This is a genomic window from Mesorhizobium humile, assembly GCF_033977215.1.
GTDB classification, from domain to species: Bacteria; Pseudomonadota; Alphaproteobacteria; order Rhizobiales; family Rhizobiaceae; genus Mesorhizobium; species Mesorhizobium humile.
The window spans coordinates 281,090-298,817 of sequence record NZ_JAVIIV010000001.1 but is presented as its reverse complement, the minus strand read 5'-3'; the positions used below and the strand labels follow the sequence as shown (position 1 = coordinate 298,817).

The following is a 17,728-nucleotide window of genomic DNA, read 5'->3' as shown; positions in this document are numbered from 1 at the left end:
AGCGCTCTACCCGATCGCGTCGAGCATCTGCCGCTGGCGGTGCATTTCGAGGAAGATCCGGTAGTCGCGGTCGAAGCGGGCGCCGGCTTCCTTGTTGGGCGCGCGGGTCTTGCCGCCCTGCTGCATGGCGACGCAGGCCGCGTTGAGGTCGCGATAGAGCCCGGCGGCGGTCGCCGCCACCATGCCGGTGCCGAGCAGCACCGCCTCGTCGGCCAGCGGCTCGACCACCGTGCAGCCGGTTGCGTCGGCATAGAGCTCCATCAAAAGCGGGTTCTTGGTGTGGCCGCCGGTGACATGCAGCGTGTCGATCAGATAGCCGTTCTCGTTCAGCGCCTCGAGCACATGGCGCACGCCGAGCGCGATGCCGACGGCGGTGCGCCAGTAGAGCTTGCACAGGCTGTCGAAGGAGGCGTCGAGCGTCAGGCCGCTGATGACGCCGACCGCGTGCGGGTCGGCGAGCGGCGAACGGTTGCCGTGGAAATCCGGCAGCACATGCAGCCTTGCAGCAAGCGCATCGCCATCCTCGGCGCGCAGCTCGGCGACACGCCGGGCGATCTTCATGTGCATGGCCGCGTCCGGCTCGCCGCCGGCGCCATGCCAGCGGATGATATGGTCGAGCAGCGCGCCGGTGGCCGACTGGCCGCCTTCCGAGAGCCACAGCGTCGGCAAGGCCGCGCCGTAATAGGGACCCCAGACGCCGGCGAAGGGCTGCGGGTCGAGCGACATCGCCATGACGCAGGACGATGTGCCGGCAATGAGCGCCAGATGCCGGCTGATGTCCTTCTCGTCGCCGGCAAAGCCGCCCAAAACGCCGAGCGCGCCGGCATAGGCATCGATGACGCCGGCGCCCACGCGGCATTTCTCGGTCAGGCCGAGCGCGGCGGCGGCTTTCGCCGTCAGCGGTCCGATATCGGCGCCGACCGGGCTTGCCTTTTCCGGCAGATTGCCGTGCTCGAAAAGATCGCCGAGGCCGACCAGCTCGAAGAAATCGTGCCGCCAGCTTTTTTCCTCGTGGGCGAGATAGGTCCACTTCGCCGTCAGCGTGCATTGCGAACGGGCGAGCGAGCCCGATGCCTTCCAGGTCAGGAAATCGGCAAGGTCGAACAGATAGCCGGCTTCATTCCATGTCTTCGGCAGATGACGCTTCAGCCACATCAGCTTCGGCGTTTCCATCTCGGGCGACATCACGCCGCCGATGTAATCGAGAACGGCGTGGCCGCTCGTCGTGCATTCGTCGGCCTCGGCGATGGCACGGTGATCGAGCCAAACCATCGTGTCCCAGCGCTTCTCGCCGCTGACCGAGACGCTGATCTGGTTGCCTTGCCTGTCGCGCGCGACCAGCGAGCAGGTCGCGTCGAAGGAGATCCCGGCGATATCGCCGGCGGCGACGCCGGATTTCTGCAGGGCGGACCGCACGGATTTGCACACCGCCGACCAGATATCTTCCGAATCATGCTCGGCATGATCGGGCTTGGGCTGATGCATGGCGATCGGATGATCGGCGCGGCCGAGCAGGTTGCCCTCGGAGTCGAGAATGCCCGCGCGAGCGCTCCCGGTGCCGACATCGACCGCGCAAACGAAACTTTTCGTCAAGATGCTTTTACTCTCGCTCCCAGGCCTGCAATCAGATCGGGCAATTGCAGCATGTCAGCGAATATAAAGTCCGGTTCCGTCGACGCAAGCCGCGCTTTGAGGGCGGGATTGGAGGCATGCGAGCCGCCGGTGAAAGCGAGGACGCGCATGCCCGCCGCGCGGGCGGCGGCAACGCCGGCGGGACTGTCCTCGATCACCAGGCACGCGCGCGGATGCGCCCGCATGCTGGCGGCGGCGTGCAGGAACAGGTCGGGCGCCGGCTTGCCGCGCTCGACCATGCTGGCGCTGAACAGATGCGGCTCCAGCAAGGGGAGCAGGCCGGTGACGTCGAGCGCGTAGCGGATGCGCTCCAGCGTGCCGGACGAGGCGACGCAGCAAGGCAGGCCGAGCTTCGGCAGCACCTCCTTGACGCCCGGGATCGGCTTCAACTCCTCGCGGAATTTGCGCATCAGGTCGACGCGCATGGCGGTCAGATGCTGGTCGTTGATCTCCAGCCCGAACTCTTGGCCGAGGATCTCGCGCACGCTCTTCATGCTCTTGCCGAGGAAATGCTCGTAGGCGGCGTCCTCGCTGACCGTGCCGCCGGCGAGCTCGATCATGCCAAGCAGCGCCGAGACCGAAAGCGCCTCGCTGTCGACCAGCACGCCGTCACAGTCGAAGATGACCAGCTCAGGCGTCATCGCGGCGTTGCTTCCAGCGCGGTTAGATCAGGATAACGCTTCGTTGGATCGTCATCCTGATCCAACTTTTTGTCGGAGCGTGATCTTTGCCGAAAACCGGTTCCCACTTTTTGGGATCACGCTCTAGAGCTTGCCGGCGAGATAGCGCGTCAGGGTTTCGCGCGCGCCGTTCGCCCACAGCGCCTTCAAGGCATGGGCGAAGGCCTCGGCGAAGACGGGCGAGCGGCCGACATCACCATAGATGTCCTCCATCGCCAGCCAGGCCTTCGGATCGCCCTTCGCCGCCTTCGCGGTGGCCTGCATGCGATCCCAGCTGGGATCATTCGGCTCGATGACGGCGCCGCTGTCGGTGGTGCCGAAACAGTAGCGGCACCAGAGTGCGGATTCCAGCGCGAGGCCGGCGACGCCCGTGCCAGCCTTCAGCCGGTCGGCGATCGTCGGGATGATGAATTTCGGCTGGCGGTTGGAGCCGTCGAGGCAAAGCCGGCGGATGGTGTCGCCGATCTTGGGGTTGGAGAAGCGGCGCTCGATGAGCTGGTAGTACTCCTCCAGATCGGTGTTAGGCACCGGCGGCACGGTCGGAATGATCTCGTCATGCTCGAGCTTCGACAGGAAGGCGCGCACCAGCGGCTCCTGCATGCCTTCATGGACGAAATGGATGTCCATCAGCCCCGCCGGATAGGCGATCGTGGCGTGGCCGCCGTTGAGGATGCGGATCTTCATCAATTCGTAGGGCGAGACGTCCTTGACGAATTGCACGCCGACCTTTTCCAGCGCCGGGCGGCCGGCGGTGAAATGATCCTCCAGCACCCATTGCTTGAACGGCTCGCAGAACACCGGCCAGTTGTCCTCCAGCCCGAAATCGTCGGCGAGGATCTTGCGCTCACGGTCGCTGGTGGCCGGCGTGATGCGGTCGACCATGCCGTTCGGGAAGGCGACCTTGTCTTCCACCCATTTGGCGAGGTCCTCGTCGATCAGCCGGGCTAGGCCGATGACGCCGTCGGAGGTGACGTGGCCGTTATGGGGGATGTTGTCGCAGGACATGACGGTGAACGGCACGATGCCGTCGGCGCGCCGGCGCAGCAGCCCGGCAAGGATGATGCCGAAGACGGTCTTCGGCACGGCCCCAGGCTGCGCGTCGGCGACGATGTCGGGATGAGCCGGGTTGAACTTGCCGGAGGCCGGGTCGATGAAATAGCCGCCTTCGGTGATGGTCAGCGACACGATCTTGATCGCCGGATCGGCAAGCCGCTCGATGATCGCAGCGGCATCGCCGGGCGTCAGGAAATCGATCATGGCGCCGGTGACACGGGCGCTCATATGACCCTGGTCCTGCTCGACGACGGTGGTCAGCCAGTCCTGTTCCTGCAGCTTGGAACGGCCGATCTTCTCGCCTTCGAACACGCCGGCGCCGATCAGCGCCCAGTCATGGCCCTCGCCGGTGCCGAACAGGTCGTCGAGGTAGACCGCCTGGTGCGAGCGGTGGAAGTTGCCGACGCCAAAATGGACGATGCCGGCCTTCAGGACGGAGCGGTCATATTTCGGGCCGGCGACCTTGGCCGGCAGCCTGGCGAGGTTCGAGGAGGAGAGTTTCACGGTCATCTCATTCACCCTTTGGCCGATCTGCAGCCCGACTGTTAACGCCTCCTTCGGGAGAGCGAGGATGAGGGGCAACACCCGGTGTTCCAGTATGCTGCCCCTCACCTGCCCCGCGGCGTCTTCTCCGGAGGAAGAAGAGAAGCGCCTCCCCCCTCAACCCATCCCCGTCAACTCATCCATTGGCCGCCATCGACATTGTAGGTCTGGGCGACAATGTATTCGGCCTCGTCGCTGGCGAGGAAAACCGCCATGCCGGCGAGATCTTCCGGCTTGCCCATGCGGCCGTAGGGAACGCCTTCGCCGACCAGGCGCTTCTTCTCGCCCTTCGGGCGGTTCTCGTATTTGGCGAACAGCGCATCGACCTGGTCCCACATGTCGCTGTCGACGACGCCGGGCGCGATGCCGTTGACGTTGATGCGATGCTTGATGAGGTCGAGACCCGCCGACTGCGTCAGCGAAATGACGGCGGCCTTGGTGGCGCAATAGACCGCGACCAATGGCTCGCCGCGGCGGCCGGCCTGGCTCGCCATGTTGATGATCCTGCCGCCCTTGCCGCGCGCGATCATCGAACGGGCCGCCGCCTGCAGCATGAACAGCGTGCCGGCAACGTTGACGGAGAACAGCTTTTCGTAGCTTGCCTTGGTGATCTCGACGATCGGCGCGAGATCGAAGATCGCAGCGTTGTTGACCAGCACGTCGAGCCCACCGGTCTTCGCTTCGACCGCCTTCACCGCCGCCTCGATCGAAGACTGATCGGTCACGTCGAGTTGGACAGCGTAAGCTTGTGGACCGATCGCTTTCGCCGTCGCTTCCGCCGCTTTGAGGTCGATGTCGGCAATCGCCACCGTCGCGCCTTCGCGCGCATAGGCCTCGGCGAAAGCCCTGCCGATGCCGCGCGCCGATCCGGTGATCAGCGCCGATTTGCCTTTCAACCTCACTGTCCCGTCCTCACTTTGCCGTCGTCACTGGGCCAGCGCCTTGCCGTCGGCGCCGAAGCGATGCAGCTTGGTCTTGTCGGGGGTCAGGTAGACGGTGTCGCCGTGCTTCACCGCGACCTCGCCGTCGGCGCGGACATTGATCGTGCCGATGCCGTCGGTCTGGACATGCAGGAAAGTGTCGGAGCCAAGATGCTCGGCAACGCCCACCGTCGCCTTCCAGTCGCCGGCCGTGGTCGAGATGTTCAAGTGTTCGGGCCGGATGCCGATGGTCTTGGCGCCGTATTTGTCCGCTGGCGCGCCTTCGATGAGGTTCATCTTGGGCGAGCCGATGAAGCCGGCGACGAAGAGGTTCTTCGGCGTCTTGTAGAGTTCCATCGGCGAGCCGACCTGCTCGATGTTGCCGGCGTTGAGCACGACGATCTTGTCAGCCATGGTCATGGCTTCGACCTGGTCGTGGGTGACGTAGATCATCGTCGTCTTCAGCTGATGGTGCAGCTCGCTGATCTCCAGCCGCATGGTGCCGCGCAGAGCCGCGTCGAGGTTGGACAGCGGCTCGTCGAACAGGAAGGCCGAGGGCTGTCGCACGATGGCGCGGCCGATGGCGACGCGCTGGCGCTGGCCGCCGGAGAGCTGGCCGGGGCGGCGCTCGAGGTAGTTGGTGAGGTTGAGCACGCGCGCGGCGTCCTTCACCTTCTTGTCGATGGTCGCCTGGTCCTCGCCGGCCATCTTCAATGGGAAGGCGATGTTCTTGGCGACCGTCATGTGCGGATAGAGCGCGTAGGACTGGAACACCATGGCAAGCTTGCGCTTGGCCGGCGCCTCGCGGGTGACGTCGCGGCCATCGATCGAGATGGTGCCGCCGCTGGTATCCTCGAGCCCGGCGATCAGCCTGAGCAGCGTGGACTTGCCGCAACCCGATGGGCCGACGAACACGACGAACTCGCCGTCCTCGATGTTGAGGTCGATGTTCGGAATGATCACCGTCGACCCGAAGGACTTGGAGACGTTCTTGAGCGTGATGTTTCCCATGGTTTCCTCCCGGGGATGGTCTTCGTCGTCCGCCGCTTGGGCGCTCTTACTTCACGGCGCCAAAGGTCAGGCCGCGCACCAACTGCTTCTGGCTGAACCAGCCCATGATCAGGATCGGCGCGATCGCCAGCGTCGAGGCCGCGGAGAGCTTGGCCCAGAACAGGCCTTGCGGACTGGAGAAAGAGCTGATGAAGGCGGTGAGCGGCGCGGCATTGGTGGTGGTGAGCCGGATGGTCCAAAACGCCTCGTTCCAGGCCAGGATGATGTTCAAGAGCATGGTCGAGGCGATGCCGGGAACAGCCATCGGCGTCAGCACATAGATGATCTCGTTCCACAGCGAGGCGCCGTCCATGCGCGCCGCTTCCAGGATCTCGCCCGGTATCTCGCGGAAATAGGTGTAGAGCATCCAGACCACGATCGGCAGGTTGATCAGCATCAGCATGACCATCAGGCCGATGCGGCTGTCGAGCAGGCCGGTGTCGCGGAAGATCAGGTAGATCGGGAAAAGCACTGCGACTGCCGGCATCATCTTGGTGGACAGCATCCACATCAGGATGTCCTTGGTGCGCTTGGTCGGCGAGAAAGCCATCGACCATGCCGCCGGGACCGCGACCAGCAAGGCCAGAATGGTCGAGCCGACCGAGAGCAGCACAGAATTGAAGAAGAACTTGAAGTAGCCGCTCTGCGCCTGCACCTCGGAATAGCTCTCGAAGGTCCCGGAGGGGATCAGGTTGAAGCCCTGGATCGCCTCCTGCTCCGACTTGAACGAGGTGATGATCGTATAAAGGATCGGAAAGAAGATCAGCAGGGCGACGATCCAGGCCGCGGCCGTGGCGATGGTCTTGTGCTGGGTGGTGACTGCGCGGGCCATCTTGTCCTCCCTATTTGTCCAGGTTCTTGCCGACGGCGCGCATGGCGAAGAAGGCAACGATGTTGGCCAGAATGACGGCGATCACGCCACCGGCGGATGCCTGACCGATTTTGAACTCCAGCAGCGCCTTCTGGTAGACGAGGAAGGGCAGATTGGTGGAGGCGTAGCCCGGGCCGCCATTGGTGGTGACCAGTATCTCGGCATAGACCGAGAGCAGGAAGATCGTCTGGATCAGGATGACGACGGTGATCGCCCGCGACATGTGCGGCAGCGTCAGATACCAGAAGCGGCTGAGGAAGCCGGCGCCGTCCATCTCGGCCGCTTCCTTCTGCTCGCCGTCGAGCGACTGCAAGGAAGTGAGCAGGATCAGCGTCGCGAAGGGCAGCCACTGCCAGGCGACGATGAGGATGATGGCGGTCAGCGGATGCTGGCCGAACCAGTCGATCGGCTCGGCGCCGAAGAAGCGCGCGATATCGGCGAAGACGCCGTATTGCGGGTGCATGATCATGTTCTTCCAGACAAGGGCCGCGACCGGCGGCATGACGAAGAACGGCGAGATAACCAGGATGCGCACGATGCCCTGGCCCCAGATCGGCTGGTCGAGCAGCATCGCCAGAAGGATGCCGCCGACAACGGTGATGACCAGCACGCTGACGACGATGGTCAGCGTGTTGAGGATCGAGGAGAGGAAGGCCGGGTTGGAGTAGAACAGCGCGTAGTTGGAGAAACCGACGAAGCCGTCACGGATCGGGTTCAGCGGATTGTACTGCTGGAACGAGAACCACAGCGTGAAGACGAGCGGCACGATCATCCAGACAAACAGCAGGATCACCGATGGCGCCATCATGAAGCGCGCAAGCGAACGGGTTTGCTGAGTAGCCATGACGGTCACCCTCCCAAGGTCAGCCGGATTAAGAGTTGTGCCAGAATTTTCCTGGTTTTGAGAAGTGGCCGCCCGAACTGGGTTTCGGGCGGCCACCTGCCGGTCATGATGCGCGACCGGCGTTCGGCACCGGGAGGAGCCTTACTTGATGTAGCCGCCTTCGGTCATCGCCGCGGTGGCTGCGTCCTGGGCCTGCTTCAGCGCATCGTCGACGCTCGACTGGCCGGCAAGCGCTGCCGAGAAGAGTTGGCCGACGGTGGTGCCGAGGCCCTGGAATTCAGGAATGGCGACGAACTGCACGCCGACATAGGGCACCGGCTTGACGGTCGGATGCGTCGGGTCGGCGGCGTTGATGGAGTCCAGCGTCATCTTCGCGAAAGGCGCTGCCTTCTGGTACTCCGGATTGGCGTAGAGCGAGGAGCGCGTGCCCGGAGGAACGTTGGCCCAGCCTTCCTTCGAAGCGACCAGCTCGGCATAATGCTTGCTGGTTGCCCAAGAGACGAACTTCTCGGCAGCGGCGGCCTTCTGGGTGCCGGCGGGGACCGCCAGCGACCATGCCCACAGCCAGTTGCCGCGCTTGCCAAGACCATTGTCGGGCGCCAGCGCATAGCCGACCTTGTCGGCGACCTTCGAGGCCTTCGGATCGGAGACGAAGGACGCGGCGACGGTGGCGTCGATCCACATGCCGCACTTGCCCTGCTGGAATAGCGCCAGGTTCTCGTTGAAGCCGTTGGACGAAGCGCCTTCCGGGCCGTCGGCCTTCATCAGGTCGACATAGAACTGCAGCGTCTTCTTCCACTCGGGCTGGTCGAACTGCGGCTTCCAGTTCTCGTCGAACCAGCGCGCGCCGAAGGAGTTCGACATGGCGGTCAGGAAAGCCATGTTCTCGCCCCAGCCGGCCTTGCCGCGCAGGCACACGCCGTTCACGCCGTTGGCGCGGTCGGTCATCTTGTCGGCGGCCTGCTTGATGAAGTCCCAGGTCGGCGCGTCGGGCATCTTGAGGCCCGCCTTCTCCATCAGGTCCTTGCGGTACATGACGAAGGAGCTTTCGCCGTAGAAGGGCGCGGCATAGAGCTTGCCGTCGACCGAAAGGCCGCCGGCAATGGCCGGGATGATGTCCTTGACGTCGTAGTCGTCGCCGAGCTTGTCGAGCGGCAGCAGCCAGCTCTGCTTAGCCCAGATCGGAACCTCGTAGGTGCCGATGGTCATGACGTCGTACTGGCCGCCCTTGGTGGCGATGTCGGTGGTGACGCGCTCGCGCAGCACGTTCTCTTCAAGCGTGACCCAGTTGAGCTGGATGTCGGGGTTGGCCTTGGTGAAGTCGTCCGTCAGCTTCTGCATGCGGACCATGTCGCCATTGTTGACGGTGGCGATGGTGATGGATTCGGCGTGCGCGGCGAAAGCGAGAGCGCTTGCCGACAACAGGCCCAGGGTGAGCGTGCGAAGTTTCATCAAATTCCTCCCATAAACCAAGATGAGCATTTGCCTTGGCTTTGAGCAATTACTCACTTGCCGTGATTTATGTCAACCCTGAATCTATGCTGCAACGCAGCAGAAATGACGCTACGTGACCCGGCCCGGCGACGCGGCCGGTCACTTTGGCGGTGGAAGGTACGGGCAGTCGGCTTAAGGGCAGGCGATCTCGGCCAGGATCCAGTCGCGGAAGGCGCGGATCTTCGGCACGTTGCGGCGTGCCGTCGGATAGACCAGCCAATAGGCATGGCCGTCGTCGCCAACCAGATCGAAGGGCTGGACCAGGCGACCGTCGGCGATCTCGTTCTTGAACAGGGCCCTGGTCAGGATCGCCACGCCATGGCCAGCCATCGCCGCGTTCGCCTCATAGGCCTGCGCGCCCATGCTTGAGCCCGGCCGTTTGGCGAGATCATGCCCGCTCACGCCGGCGGCCTCGAACCATTGCGTCCACCAGATGTCGCCGGGGTCGAGGATCGGCAATCGCAGCAGATCCGCCGGCTCCTTGACGCCGCCGATGCTCGCCGCGAGCTTGGGGCTAAGCATCGGGGTGAAATCGGCGTCGAGCAGCTTGTGCGCCTCGAGGCCCGGCCATTTGCCGCCGCCCGAGCGGATGGCGAGATCGACATCCTCGCGCGCGAAATCGGTCAGGCGGCTCGACGTGTCGAGCCGCACGGCAAGTGCCGGATGGGCGATCTGGAACGAGCCCAGATGCTGCGCCAGCCAGTTCGAGGCGAAGGTCAGCACGGTGGTGACGCAGAGCAGGCCGTCGGCGCCGCCGCGCGCCGCGGCATAGGCCTGGCCCAGGATGGCGAAGGCCTCGCTGACGGCGGGCGCCAGGCGCTGGCCCGGCTCGGTCAACTCGATCTGCCGTGGACGGCGCAGGAACAGTGGCGCGCCGATGCGCTCCTCGAGCAGCTTGATCTGGTAGCTGGCAGCCGCCTGGGTCATGCCCAATTCCTGCGCCGCCTTGGTGAACGACAGGTGCCTTGCCACCGCTTCGAACACCCGGATCGCCTGCAGTGGCGGCAGCGGCGCAAGCTGCGGAGAGCTGAGATCGGGCATAAGGCCTCCTTATGGGTCATGATCGAGGTTTAATTGGAAGCACGAACCGGCCAACCCGATATCTGGGGTCGACGATCAATTCAGTTCAAGCGCTAGAGCGCTTCGCCGTTTCACGGAAACGGCAAATCGCTCTAACTCTTTGATTTTACGCAATTCCGGACGGAAAACCGCTCACACTTTTCCTGGAATTGCTCTAACGAAGGCTGACGATCATGGTCACGGTTCAGGAAAAACTCGTTTCCACCCCGGCACGCGGCTGGCTTTTCACGCTCGTGCGGGAATTTGCACGGTTTTCGGGCCGCAGGCGCGGCTATATCGATGTTCGGGAACTATCCGAGCATCTGCAGCGCGACATGGGTTTTCTCGACGGCAACGACCCGCGCGGCCCTTCGCAATAGCCGGCTCTTTTTATGGGCAGTCAGCCGGCAAGCAAGGCTTCGGCCGTCCGTTCGTCGGTGATGAGGCCGTTGACCAGCCGCCGATTCACGGCGGCCAGGATGCCCGGCAGCTTGCGCTCGCCCATGGCCAAAGCGATGACCAGCGACCGTTCCCGCGACGGCAGCGCGGCGGAAGAGACGCGGTCGTTGGTGATGCCTTCGATCATGCGGCCTTCGCGGTCGAAGACCCACCCGACGATCTCGGCAATGCCGCCGGCCTTCTGCAGCGCCTTCAGCTCGCTTTCGGAAATGAAGCCGTCCTCGTAGAGGGGTGCCCTAGGCCCGAGATCGCCGATGCCGACAAAGGTGACGTCGGCCTCGGCCGCCAGCGCCAATGTAGGCTGGATCATCGGCTGGTTGAGCAGCATCTCGCGCTCTTCCGGCGAGGACGCGATGACCGGCAGCGGCATCGGGAAGGACCGCGCCTTGACGCGGTCGGCCATGGTGAAGATGACGTTGTAGAAAGCGGCCGAACCGTCGGGCGAGATGTTGCCGGTCAACGACACGACCTTGTGCTGCGGGCATTCCATCGGCGGCAGCTGCTCGATCGCCGCCTTCAGCGTGCGCCCGGTGCCGATCGCCATGACGATGGGCGCCTCCGAGCGCAGCCGGCGTTCGATTTCGGCCGCTGCAGCCTCGGCGATGCCGATCGTCGTCGAGTTCGATGTCGGGTCGCTCGGCACCACCTCGACAAGGTCGAGCGCGAAGCGTGACTTGAGCCGCGCGGCAAGATCCAGGCAGTTGGCGATCGGATGATCGACGCGCACCTTGATCAACCCCTCCGACATGGCGAGCGACACCAGCCGCTGCGCCGTCTGCCTGGAGATACCAAGCTTGGCCGCGATCTGGTCCTGCGTGTTGCCGGCAACATAATAAAGCCAGCCGGCGCGCGCGGCGTCGTCCAACCTGGTGCTGCCGGTTTCCTGTCGCGAATTCACGTCCTGCCTCCAGCCCGCGCGATGCTGAAACGGGCGCCATAGCTTACAGCGAATATGCCAGCGCGCAATTGTCTATCGAAAGGGCAATTGCTTGGGAGTGTCGCAGGCTGCCGAAGGACCAATCCGCCGCTTGCCCAACCATTTGCCGACTGGACGGTTTATCTCAACCGGGAAACCCATTAAGGGGATCGGCGAAGGGAGCCGCGCATGACGCCGAAAGCCGTTTTCTGGGATATGGACGGAACGCTGGTCGACAGCGAGCCGCTGCATGAGGCGGCGCTTGTGGCGGCGCTGCGCAGCGTCGGCGTCGCGCCGCCGGTCGATCTGCACGAGCGTGTGCTTGGCGTCGCCGCATGGCCGGTCTACGAGATGCTGCGCGACGAGTTCGGCCTTGGCCTGCCCTTCGACGACTGGATCGTGCGCAAATATGATCACTATCTGCCGCTGGCCGAAACGCTGAAGCCGCGCCCGGGCGCGATCGAAGTGTTCAACGAATTGCGCGCGCTCGGCGTCGAGCAGGCGGTGGTGTCCAACTCCGACCGGCTGATCGTCGATGCCAATCTGCGCGCCGTCGGCCTCATCTATCCGGGCATGATGACGGTCAGCCGCAACGACGTGATCGACGGCAAGCCGCTTCCCGAACCCTTCCTGCGCGCCGCCTATCTCGCCGGCGTCGATCCGGCGGATGCTTTTGCCGTCGACGACAGCCTGACCGGCGCCATGGCCGGGCTGGCGGCGGGCATGAAGACGATCTTCTGGCCGGAAGCGCCGATGGAAGGTCCGCCCGGCGCCATCGTCATCAACAGCGCGGCGGAATTGCGGGCGCAGCTCGGACTCTAATTCCGGGCCGCCCCGTCCGCCCTTCAGCTTGGCGCGTGCATTGTCTAATGCCGCGCTGATCGACCTCCACTCCGTCTCGGCTTCGCCGAGCCACCTCTCCCCCGATCGACGGGGTAGAGGAAAGCGCCAAGCTTTTTGCCGTCAACGCTCGTCCAGCAACGCTCCCTTCCTTTCCCTCCGGGGGGGGAAAGGTGGCGCTGCGAAGCAGCGACGGATTGGGGGAACCACGTGGCAATCAAGCCTCGGCCCCGATCAGTCGCGCCAGTCACAGAAGATGCGCATAGCGTAACTGGGGGAGAAGGAACAAGCCGAAGTCAATTCCTATAGACCGGCTCTTCCTCGTCGAGGATCGCCTTCAGCTCGGCGAGATGGCGCTCGGCCTGGCCGGGATAGTCGTCCATCTCGCGCGCGGTCTTCTCGGCGATCTCGTCGGAGAGCGTGCGCAGCGGGCGGCCGGTCCACAGCGCCTTGATGTAGGTCTCGGCGGCGCGCTCGAAATAGAACATGCGGTTGAAGGCGTCGGCAACAGTGTCGCCGATGACCATGACGCCGTGATTGCCCATGACCATCACCTTGACCTTCGGGTCGGTGAGAAGCTGCGAACAGCGCTCGCCCTCCTCCTCGAAAGCCAGGCCGCCATAATTGGCATCGACGACATGGCGATTGAAGAACATGGCAGAGTTCTGGTCGACCGGCGGCAGCGTCGAATCGGCGAGCGAGGCGAGCACTGTGGCGTGGATCGAATGGACATGCATGGCGCAGCGCGCATGCGGGACATTGCGATGGATGGCGCCATGCAGGCCCCAGGCGGTCGGGTCCGGCGCGTTGGGGCCGGACAGCGTTTCTGGATCGTTGGCGTCGATCAGAAGCAGGTCGCTCGCCTTGATGCGCGAAAAATGCACCTGGTTGGGGTTCATCAGGAATTTCGTGCCGTCCTCGTTGACGGACAGCGAGAAGTGGTTGGCCACCGCTTCATGCATGTTGAGCCGGGCGGTCCAGCGGAAGGCGGCGGCGAGATCGACCCGCTCCTCGTAATAGGGCAGGTTGCTCAGCGGTTCCTTGTGCAGGCGGGCAAGGCTCATCGAAAATCCTCCTGTTTGGGTGAGAATGCCGTGCCTGACGGCTGCCAGCAACCGCAAACTGGTAGGTCAGCGGTTCAGGCGGCAGGCCGTTCCGATTGCAGCCCGCCCTGCTCGACGATGAAGTCGACGACCTCCTTGAGACCCTTGCCCCGCGACAGATCGGTGAAGCCGAAGGGCCGCTTGCCGCGCATGCGGCCGGCATCGGACTCCATGACGTCGAGGTTGACGTTCACATAGGGCGCCAGATCGCTCTTGTTGATGACCAGGAAATCCGAACGGGTGATGGCCGGGCCGCCCTTGCGCGGGATTTCCTCGCCCTGGCAGACCGAGATGACATAGAGGGTGAGATCGGCGAGGTCGGGCGAGAAGGTGGCGGCGAGATTGTCGCCGCCGGATTCGATGAAGATGATGTCGAGGTCCGGGAACTTTTTGTTCAGCTCGGCGATCGCCCGCAAATTGATCGAGGCGTCCTCGCGGATGGCGGTGTGCGGGCAGCCGCCGGTCTCGACGCCGACAATGCGCTCTTCAGGCAATGCTTGTAGCCGCGCGAGCATCATCGCATCTTCCTTGGTGTAGATGTCGTTCGTGACGACGGCGATGGAGAAGTCGTCGCGCAACGCCTTGCAGAGCTTTTCGGTCAGCGTGGTCTTACCGGAGCCGACCGGGCCGCCGATGCCGATGCGAAGAGGACCGTTTTTCGACGTCATGCCGGGAACTCCGTGATGGCAAGGATTGCGAAGCCCAGCCCGATCAGCAGGCAGAGCGGCGAATAGAGACGCTGGTCGAGCCGCGCGAAAGGCTGCTCGGGCGCAAGCCGGCGCCACCAGAGCGTGAAGCCGGCAATGCCGCGACCGAGGAAGACGAGGCCGATCATCAGCGCCGTGGCGGCCAGGCCTTCTCTTGGAAAGGGCGTGGCAAAGACGCCGGCGAGCGCCACCGGCCAGAGCGTCGCCAATGCCAGGCAAGCGGCGACGGCGAAGCTCGCGACCGTCGAGGGCATCTCGTCGACGCCACGGAAGCCGACGACGGCGCGCGCGCAGGATGCCTGGTCCGTACCCGGCCAGATGCCGCCTATGCCCCAGTAGACATGCAAGGTGGTGATCAAGAGCAGGACGAAAGAGAGGATGACAGCAAGGACGGTCATGAGCGGAACAGCCGCGAATATTGCGTTTCGTGGCTCATCGCCGCTATGTCGGACATGAAGGCCGCGCCGCCCAGATCGTCCAGACTGGAAGCTGCGGCGCGCGATGCGGTCGCCAGCGCCAGAGGTTCGAAGCCGGCTAACAATGTGACGGCGTCGACCTGGCCGACGACGCCGAGCCTGATCGCCGCCTGCACGAGATTGGAGAAGAAAGCCTGCAGGAAGGCGGACAGCGCTTGCGAAAGATCGATGCCGCTGCTGCCGGCAACGGCGGCGACCGCAACGCAATAGGGGCAATCGGCCGGCAAACGCTCCAAAGCCGGAGACGACCAGGCAGACGCCGCCCGCAGAAAGGCCGCGCCCTGCAGCATGGTTTCCATGTGCCGCTCCCGCGACCCGGCAAGCGCTTCGGCCAGCGCGGCAACTTCGCCGAGACCGCCACCGTCGCGGGCACGCCGCCAGCTTTCGGCGAAGAGCACGGCGTCGTTCCAGCCCGACCCCAGCTCGACCAGCGTCTCCAGCCAGCCGGCGAGATCTTTCCGATCAGCGATCAGTCCGTCATGCACGGCGCGCTCGAGCCCATGACTGTAGGCGAAGCCTCCGACCGGAAAGGCCGGCGACAGCCAGGCCATCAGGCGCAGCAGCGCGACGGTGGTAGGCTGCTCAGTCATGGCGATGGTGGTGACCATGGTCGTGGTGGTCGTGATCATGATGCTCGTGGCCGTGCTCATGATCGTGATGGTCATGGTCATGCGAGTGGTCATGGTGGTCATGATCGTGGTGATCATGCGAATGGCCGTGGTCGTGGCCATGGCCGGAATACGCGCCGCGCACCGGGCTGAACGGTTGCGAAACCTCGCTTACCGTGGCGCCGAGGCCTTCCAGCATCGCCTTGATGACATGGTCGCGCAGGATGAGGATGCGGTCCGCCTCGATCGCCGCCGCGAGATGGCGGTTGCCGATGTGCCATGCAAGCTCGGTGAGATGAACCGCGTCGCGGGCGCGGATGTCATAGACCTCTTCCGGCGCCGCGACGATCTCGAGCTGGCGGCCGTCCTCCAGCACCAGCCGGTCGCCATTGGCTAAAGCGACCGGTTCGGGCAGGTCGACCAGCACCTTGTCGCCGCTCGCGGTCTCGATAGCACGTCGGCGCAGATGCCGCTCGTCATGCGGCAGCACGGCCTTGTCGTAGGGCTTCGCTGCCCCGGCTTGGCCGGCTGCAAGAACCGACACAGCGCGCGGGAACTTGGTGAAATCGGTGTTGATGTTGAGCTTCATTTCATGGCTCCGCCATTAGAGCGCCGCGCGTCCTCTTGGACGCGCAAAAGGACGCTCTAACACTTTTTGAATCTATGCATCGTGCTTTCCGAAAATCGATTCCGATTTTCGGGCCGATGCATTGGCTTGGGCGCGGGCACGAGCGGGTCGCGACAGCACACGGTCGAAATAGGCATCGACCCGTTCGGATTCGATCGGGAAACGGCCGGCGCGCGCCCAGCCGCCCATGTCGCCGAGCAGTACATCGACAGCGGAAAACCGGTCGCCCAACGCAAAGGGCCTGTCGCCGAGCCGGCGGTCCAGCGCCTTTATTTCGGATGCGAAGTCATAGGCCGCGGCTGGCCCGACATCCACACGCACGTCCCTGGGCAAAAGAAAGCGATGGCGCAGCTTGTTCCATAGCGGCGCTTCCAATTCGCTCTGGGCGAAATGCATCCAGGAATCCATCTCGGCGCGGCCGGCAAGGCCGGGAGTGGCGCCCATGCCCTGCTCCGCGTGCTTGTCCGCCAGATAGACGCAGATCGCCGCCGAATCCGTAATCTCAAGGTCGCCGTCGATCAGGATCGGCACCTTGCCGGAAGGATTGAGCGCAAAGGCCTCGGGCGAGCGCAATTTGACCTCGACGAACTCGTAGGGCTGCCCGAGTTCCTCGAGCATCCAGAGCACCCTGCTGACGCGGGAGCCGCGCGATCCGACGGCCTTGTACATGATTGAATCCTGCATCTCCCAATCCTAGACCAACGCAGGCATCGGCCCAATCCCACTTAGACGATGGTGTCGAACAGCCGCAGGATGAACGATATCTGGTAGATCAGCGTCGCCGCGACGAAGGCGATATGGAAGCGGCGGTCGCGGACCAGGATCGCAGCGACGCAGAGCGCGACGAAGACCGGTGTGCGGAACAGATACTCATTGCCGAAACGGGCGAAATGCTCCGGCCCCTTCAGCAGCGTGTCGACCACATCGAGCAGATAGGTCGCCGCCAGAAGGCCGAAGAACCAGGCACGGCGCGAGTAGAAATAGTCCTCGTAGGAAGTGTAATCGAGCATTGAATCCGGGAACAGCAGCGCGCAAAGCAGGAACAGCGTGATGGCGTAGAAGATGATGAAAAGGTATTTTCCGAAGGTCCAGTTCTCGATGGCGTAGAGCCCGAACTCCCACCACCAGAAATGCACCAGCATCAGCAGCACCGAGCCGACCCAGGCGAGATGCACCGCGTAGATCCGGTACTGGCCGGGATGCTGGACGATACGGGCGGTTCCCGAAAGCAGCCGGGTGACGCCGAGGCCGATCACCATGCCCATGACGATGCGGATATGCGGAAAGATATCGTGCGGAGAGGCGATTTCGGTAGCCATGGCCTTAGCTGGGAATGCGGAAGAGAGACACGGGTAGGTCAGTCTCGCAGGAAATCCATCGAAAGCGGTCCGCCGGGCCAAAATCGGTCGTCGAGCGCTTGCTTGGCCGTGAAAGAAGGTTCAATCGGGAAGTGCGACTTTCTTAATCCCGTTTCTCGCACTGCAACGGGCAAAGCGTCTTTGTACGCCTCTTCGAAAACTTGAGCGGGAAATCGGCGAAGGCTTGGGCTGTCCTTGACGATATTGCCAATCCAGGTGCGTTGCTCGGAGATTGATGCCTGCCAGCTGTGGCATCTGTGCCCCGGCTGAAATTCCCATTTCAGGAGATGCGCAATCAATACCTCCATACGGCTGCGAATCTCGCGCCTGTCCCTCCTCCCCAAGCTCTCGATCTCCTCGGCCAAATTCTCGCGGTCAAGCTCGGAAAGACGTCCTTCGCGCAGCAGGGCGCCCTGCTCCGCACACCACTGGACGAAGTCCGCTTCGTAGGGCGTCGACGCCCTGAGACGATCAATCCTGTTCATCT

At 63.8% G+C, this 17,728-nt stretch carries 20 protein-coding genes; 2 read left to right on the top strand and 18 right to left on the bottom strand.

Translation table 11 applies throughout. The features are described 5' to 3' along the window. Nucleotides 1-6 precede the first annotated feature (6 nt). From RFM52_RS01475 to gcvA, 9 genes are all read right to left on the bottom strand, one after another. Nucleotides 7-1,593, bottom strand: a complete 1,587-nt coding sequence (locus tag RFM52_RS01475; protein WP_320294079.1) for an FGGY-family carbohydrate kinase — start codon at nucleotides 1,591-1,593, stop codon at nucleotides 7-9. After that, a complete protein-coding gene (locus RFM52_RS01470) occupies nucleotides 1,590-2,273 on the bottom strand; it encodes an HAD family hydrolase (RefSeq protein ID WP_320294078.1) in 684 nt (227 codons plus the stop codon). The genes RFM52_RS01475 and RFM52_RS01470 overlap by 4 nt, the downstream gene beginning before the upstream one ends. 123 nt (nucleotides 2,274-2,396) lie before the next feature. Beyond that, a complete protein-coding gene (locus RFM52_RS01465; protein ID WP_320294077.1) occupies nucleotides 2,397-3,875 on the bottom strand; it encodes a mannitol dehydrogenase family protein in 1,479 nt (492 codons plus the stop codon). 164 nt (nucleotides 3,876-4,039) lie between these two features. Further along, on the bottom strand, nucleotides 4,040-4,810 hold the full coding sequence (locus RFM52_RS01460; RefSeq protein WP_320294076.1) for an L-iditol 2-dehydrogenase: 771 nt from the start codon (nucleotides 4,808-4,810) through the stop codon (nucleotides 4,040-4,042). A gap of 24 nt (nucleotides 4,811-4,834) precedes the next feature. Then, a complete protein-coding gene (locus tag RFM52_RS01455; RefSeq protein ID WP_320294075.1) occupies nucleotides 4,835-5,839 on the bottom strand; it encodes an ABC transporter ATP-binding protein in 1,005 nt (334 codons plus the stop codon). 46 nt (nucleotides 5,840-5,885) lie between these two features. Beyond that, entirely contained in the window at nucleotides 5,886-6,710 is an 825-nt protein-coding gene (locus RFM52_RS01450) for a carbohydrate ABC transporter permease (RefSeq protein ID WP_320294074.1), read from the bottom strand. Nucleotides 6,711-6,720: 10 nt separating this feature from the next. Further along, nucleotides 6,721-7,593: a carbohydrate ABC transporter permease gene (locus tag RFM52_RS01445; RefSeq protein WP_320294073.1), complete on the bottom strand. Its 873-nt coding sequence runs from the start codon at nucleotides 7,591-7,593 to the stop codon at nucleotides 6,721-6,723. Between the two features lie 141 nt (nucleotides 7,594-7,734). Further along, on the bottom strand, nucleotides 7,735-9,045 hold the full coding sequence (locus RFM52_RS01440) for an ABC transporter substrate-binding protein (RefSeq protein ID WP_320294072.1): 1,311 nt from the start codon (nucleotides 9,043-9,045) through the stop codon (nucleotides 7,735-7,737). Nucleotides 9,046-9,219: 174 nt separating this feature from the next. Further along, nucleotides 9,220-10,128, bottom strand: coding sequence for a transcriptional regulator GcvA (gcvA, locus tag RFM52_RS01435; protein WP_320294071.1), 909 nt, complete (start codon nucleotides 10,126-10,128; stop codon nucleotides 9,220-9,222). Between the two features lie 212 nt (nucleotides 10,129-10,340). Between gcvA and RFM52_RS01430 the strand changes: the two genes are divergently transcribed. Beyond that, entirely contained in the window at nucleotides 10,341-10,526 is a 186-nt protein-coding gene (locus RFM52_RS01430) for a hypothetical protein (RefSeq protein WP_127883346.1), read from the top strand. Nucleotides 10,527-10,546: 20 nt separating this feature from the next. On the opposite strand, the gene RFM52_RS01425 is transcribed toward RFM52_RS01430, so the two are convergent. Then, on the bottom strand, nucleotides 10,547-11,503 hold the full coding sequence (locus tag RFM52_RS01425; RefSeq protein WP_320294070.1) for a sugar-binding transcriptional regulator: 957 nt from the start codon (nucleotides 11,501-11,503) through the stop codon (nucleotides 10,547-10,549). A 207-nt stretch (nucleotides 11,504-11,710) separates the two neighbouring features. Between RFM52_RS01425 and RFM52_RS01420 the strand changes: the two genes are divergently transcribed. Then, nucleotides 11,711-12,343 (top strand): HAD family hydrolase, encoded by a 633-nt coding sequence (locus RFM52_RS01420; protein ID WP_320294069.1) that lies wholly within the window; start codon nucleotides 11,711-11,713, stop codon nucleotides 12,341-12,343. Nucleotides 12,344-12,657: 314 nt separating this feature from the next. On the opposite strand, the gene RFM52_RS01415 is transcribed toward RFM52_RS01420, so the two are convergent. The 8 genes from RFM52_RS01415 to RFM52_RS01380 form a co-directional block, all read right to left on the bottom strand. Next, nucleotides 12,658-13,425 carry a class II aldolase and adducin N-terminal domain-containing protein gene (locus RFM52_RS01415; protein ID WP_320294068.1) on the bottom strand — a complete coding sequence of 256 codons (768 nt, stop codon included), beginning with the start codon at nucleotides 13,423-13,425 and terminating at the stop codon, nucleotides 12,658-12,660. 74 nt (nucleotides 13,426-13,499) lie between these two features. Next, a complete protein-coding gene (gene ureG / locus RFM52_RS01410) occupies nucleotides 13,500-14,132 on the bottom strand; it encodes an urease accessory protein UreG (protein ID WP_320294067.1) in 633 nt (210 codons plus the stop codon). Further along, the gene (locus tag RFM52_RS01405) at nucleotides 14,129-14,569 is read right to left on the bottom strand and encodes a DUF3995 domain-containing protein (RefSeq protein WP_320294066.1); all 441 of its coding nucleotides are present in this window, start codon (nucleotides 14,567-14,569) and stop codon (nucleotides 14,129-14,131) included. Before RFM52_RS01405 ends, ureG begins: the two co-directional genes overlap by 4 nt. Continuing rightward, entirely contained in the window at nucleotides 14,566-15,276 is a 711-nt protein-coding gene (locus RFM52_RS01400; RefSeq protein WP_320294453.1) for an urease accessory protein UreF, read from the bottom strand. The genes RFM52_RS01405 and RFM52_RS01400 overlap by 4 nt, the downstream gene beginning before the upstream one ends. Next, complete coding sequence (locus RFM52_RS01395) at nucleotides 15,230-15,844, bottom strand: urease accessory protein UreE (protein WP_320294065.1); 615 nt, start codon at nucleotides 15,842-15,844, stop codon at nucleotides 15,230-15,232. Before RFM52_RS01395 ends, RFM52_RS01400 begins: the two co-directional genes overlap by 47 nt. Nucleotides 15,845-15,916: 72 nt before the next feature. Continuing rightward, nucleotides 15,917-16,567, bottom strand: coding sequence for a glutathione S-transferase family protein (locus RFM52_RS01390; protein WP_320294064.1), 651 nt, complete (start codon nucleotides 16,565-16,567; stop codon nucleotides 15,917-15,919). 41 nt (nucleotides 16,568-16,608) lie between these two features. Then, nucleotides 16,609-17,202, bottom strand: coding sequence for a hypothetical protein (locus RFM52_RS01385; protein WP_320294063.1), 594 nt, complete (start codon nucleotides 17,200-17,202; stop codon nucleotides 16,609-16,611). 38 nt (nucleotides 17,203-17,240) lie between these two features. After that, nucleotides 17,241-17,726 (bottom strand): DUF29 domain-containing protein, encoded by a 486-nt coding sequence (locus tag RFM52_RS01380; protein ID WP_320294062.1) that lies wholly within the window; start codon nucleotides 17,724-17,726, stop codon nucleotides 17,241-17,243. Nucleotides 17,727-17,728: the final 2 nt, after the last annotated feature.

What these genes read in the sequence shown, in the direction of transcription:
- RFM52_RS01405 (WP_320294066.1), bottom strand. Translation starts at nt 14,569, where the DNA reads ATGACCGTCCTTGCTGTCATCCTCTCTTTCGTCCTGCTCTTGATCACC.
- RFM52_RS01470 (WP_320294078.1), bottom strand. Translation starts at nt 2,273, where the DNA reads ATGACGCCTGAGCTGGTCATCTTCGACTGTGACGGCGTGCTGGTCGAC.
- RFM52_RS01450 (WP_320294074.1), bottom strand. Translation starts at nt 6,710, where the DNA reads ATGGCCCGCGCAGTCACCACCCAGCACAAGACCATCGCCACGGCCGCG.
- RFM52_RS01380 (WP_320294062.1), bottom strand. Translation starts at nt 17,726, where the DNA reads ATGAACAGGATTGATCGTCTCAGGGCGTCGACGCCCTACGAAGCGGAC.
- RFM52_RS01390 (WP_320294064.1), bottom strand. Translation starts at nt 16,567, where the DNA reads ATGCAGGATTCAATCATGTACAAGGCCGTCGGATCGCGCGGCTCCCGC.
- gcvA (WP_320294071.1), bottom strand. Translation starts at nt 10,128, where the DNA reads ATGCCCGATCTCAGCTCTCCGCAGCTTGCGCCGCTGCCGCCACTGCAG.
- RFM52_RS01445 (WP_320294073.1), bottom strand. Translation starts at nt 7,593, where the DNA reads ATGGCTACTCAGCAAACCCGTTCGCTTGCGCGCTTCATGATGGCGCCA.
- RFM52_RS01465 (WP_320294077.1), bottom strand. Translation starts at nt 3,875, where the DNA reads ATGACCGTGAAACTCTCCTCCTCGAACCTCGCCAGGCTGCCGGCCAAG.
- RFM52_RS01430 (WP_127883346.1), top strand. Translation starts at nt 10,341, where the DNA reads ATGGTCACGGTTCAGGAAAAACTCGTTTCCACCCCGGCACGCGGCTGG.
- RFM52_RS01455 (WP_320294075.1), bottom strand. Translation starts at nt 5,839, where the DNA reads ATGGGAAACATCACGCTCAAGAACGTCTCCAAGTCCTTCGGGTCGACG.
- RFM52_RS01385 (WP_320294063.1), bottom strand. Translation starts at nt 17,202, where the DNA reads ATGGCTACCGAAATCGCCTCTCCGCACGATATCTTTCCGCATATCCGC.
- RFM52_RS01395 (WP_320294065.1), bottom strand. Translation starts at nt 15,844, where the DNA reads ATGAAGCTCAACATCAACACCGATTTCACCAAGTTCCCGCGCGCTGTG.
- RFM52_RS01415 (WP_320294068.1), bottom strand. Translation starts at nt 13,425, where the DNA reads ATGAGCCTTGCCCGCCTGCACAAGGAACCGCTGAGCAACCTGCCCTAT.
- RFM52_RS01420 (WP_320294069.1), top strand. Translation starts at nt 11,711, where the DNA reads ATGACGCCGAAAGCCGTTTTCTGGGATATGGACGGAACGCTGGTCGAC.
- RFM52_RS01400 (WP_320294453.1), bottom strand. Translation starts at nt 15,276, where the DNA reads ATGATCACGACCACCACGACCATGGTCACCACCATCGCCATGACTGAG.
- ureG (WP_320294067.1), bottom strand. Translation starts at nt 14,132, where the DNA reads ATGACGTCGAAAAACGGTCCTCTTCGCATCGGCATCGGCGGCCCGGTC.
- RFM52_RS01440 (WP_320294072.1), bottom strand. Translation starts at nt 9,045, where the DNA reads ATGAAACTTCGCACGCTCACCCTGGGCCTGTTGTCGGCAAGCGCTCTC.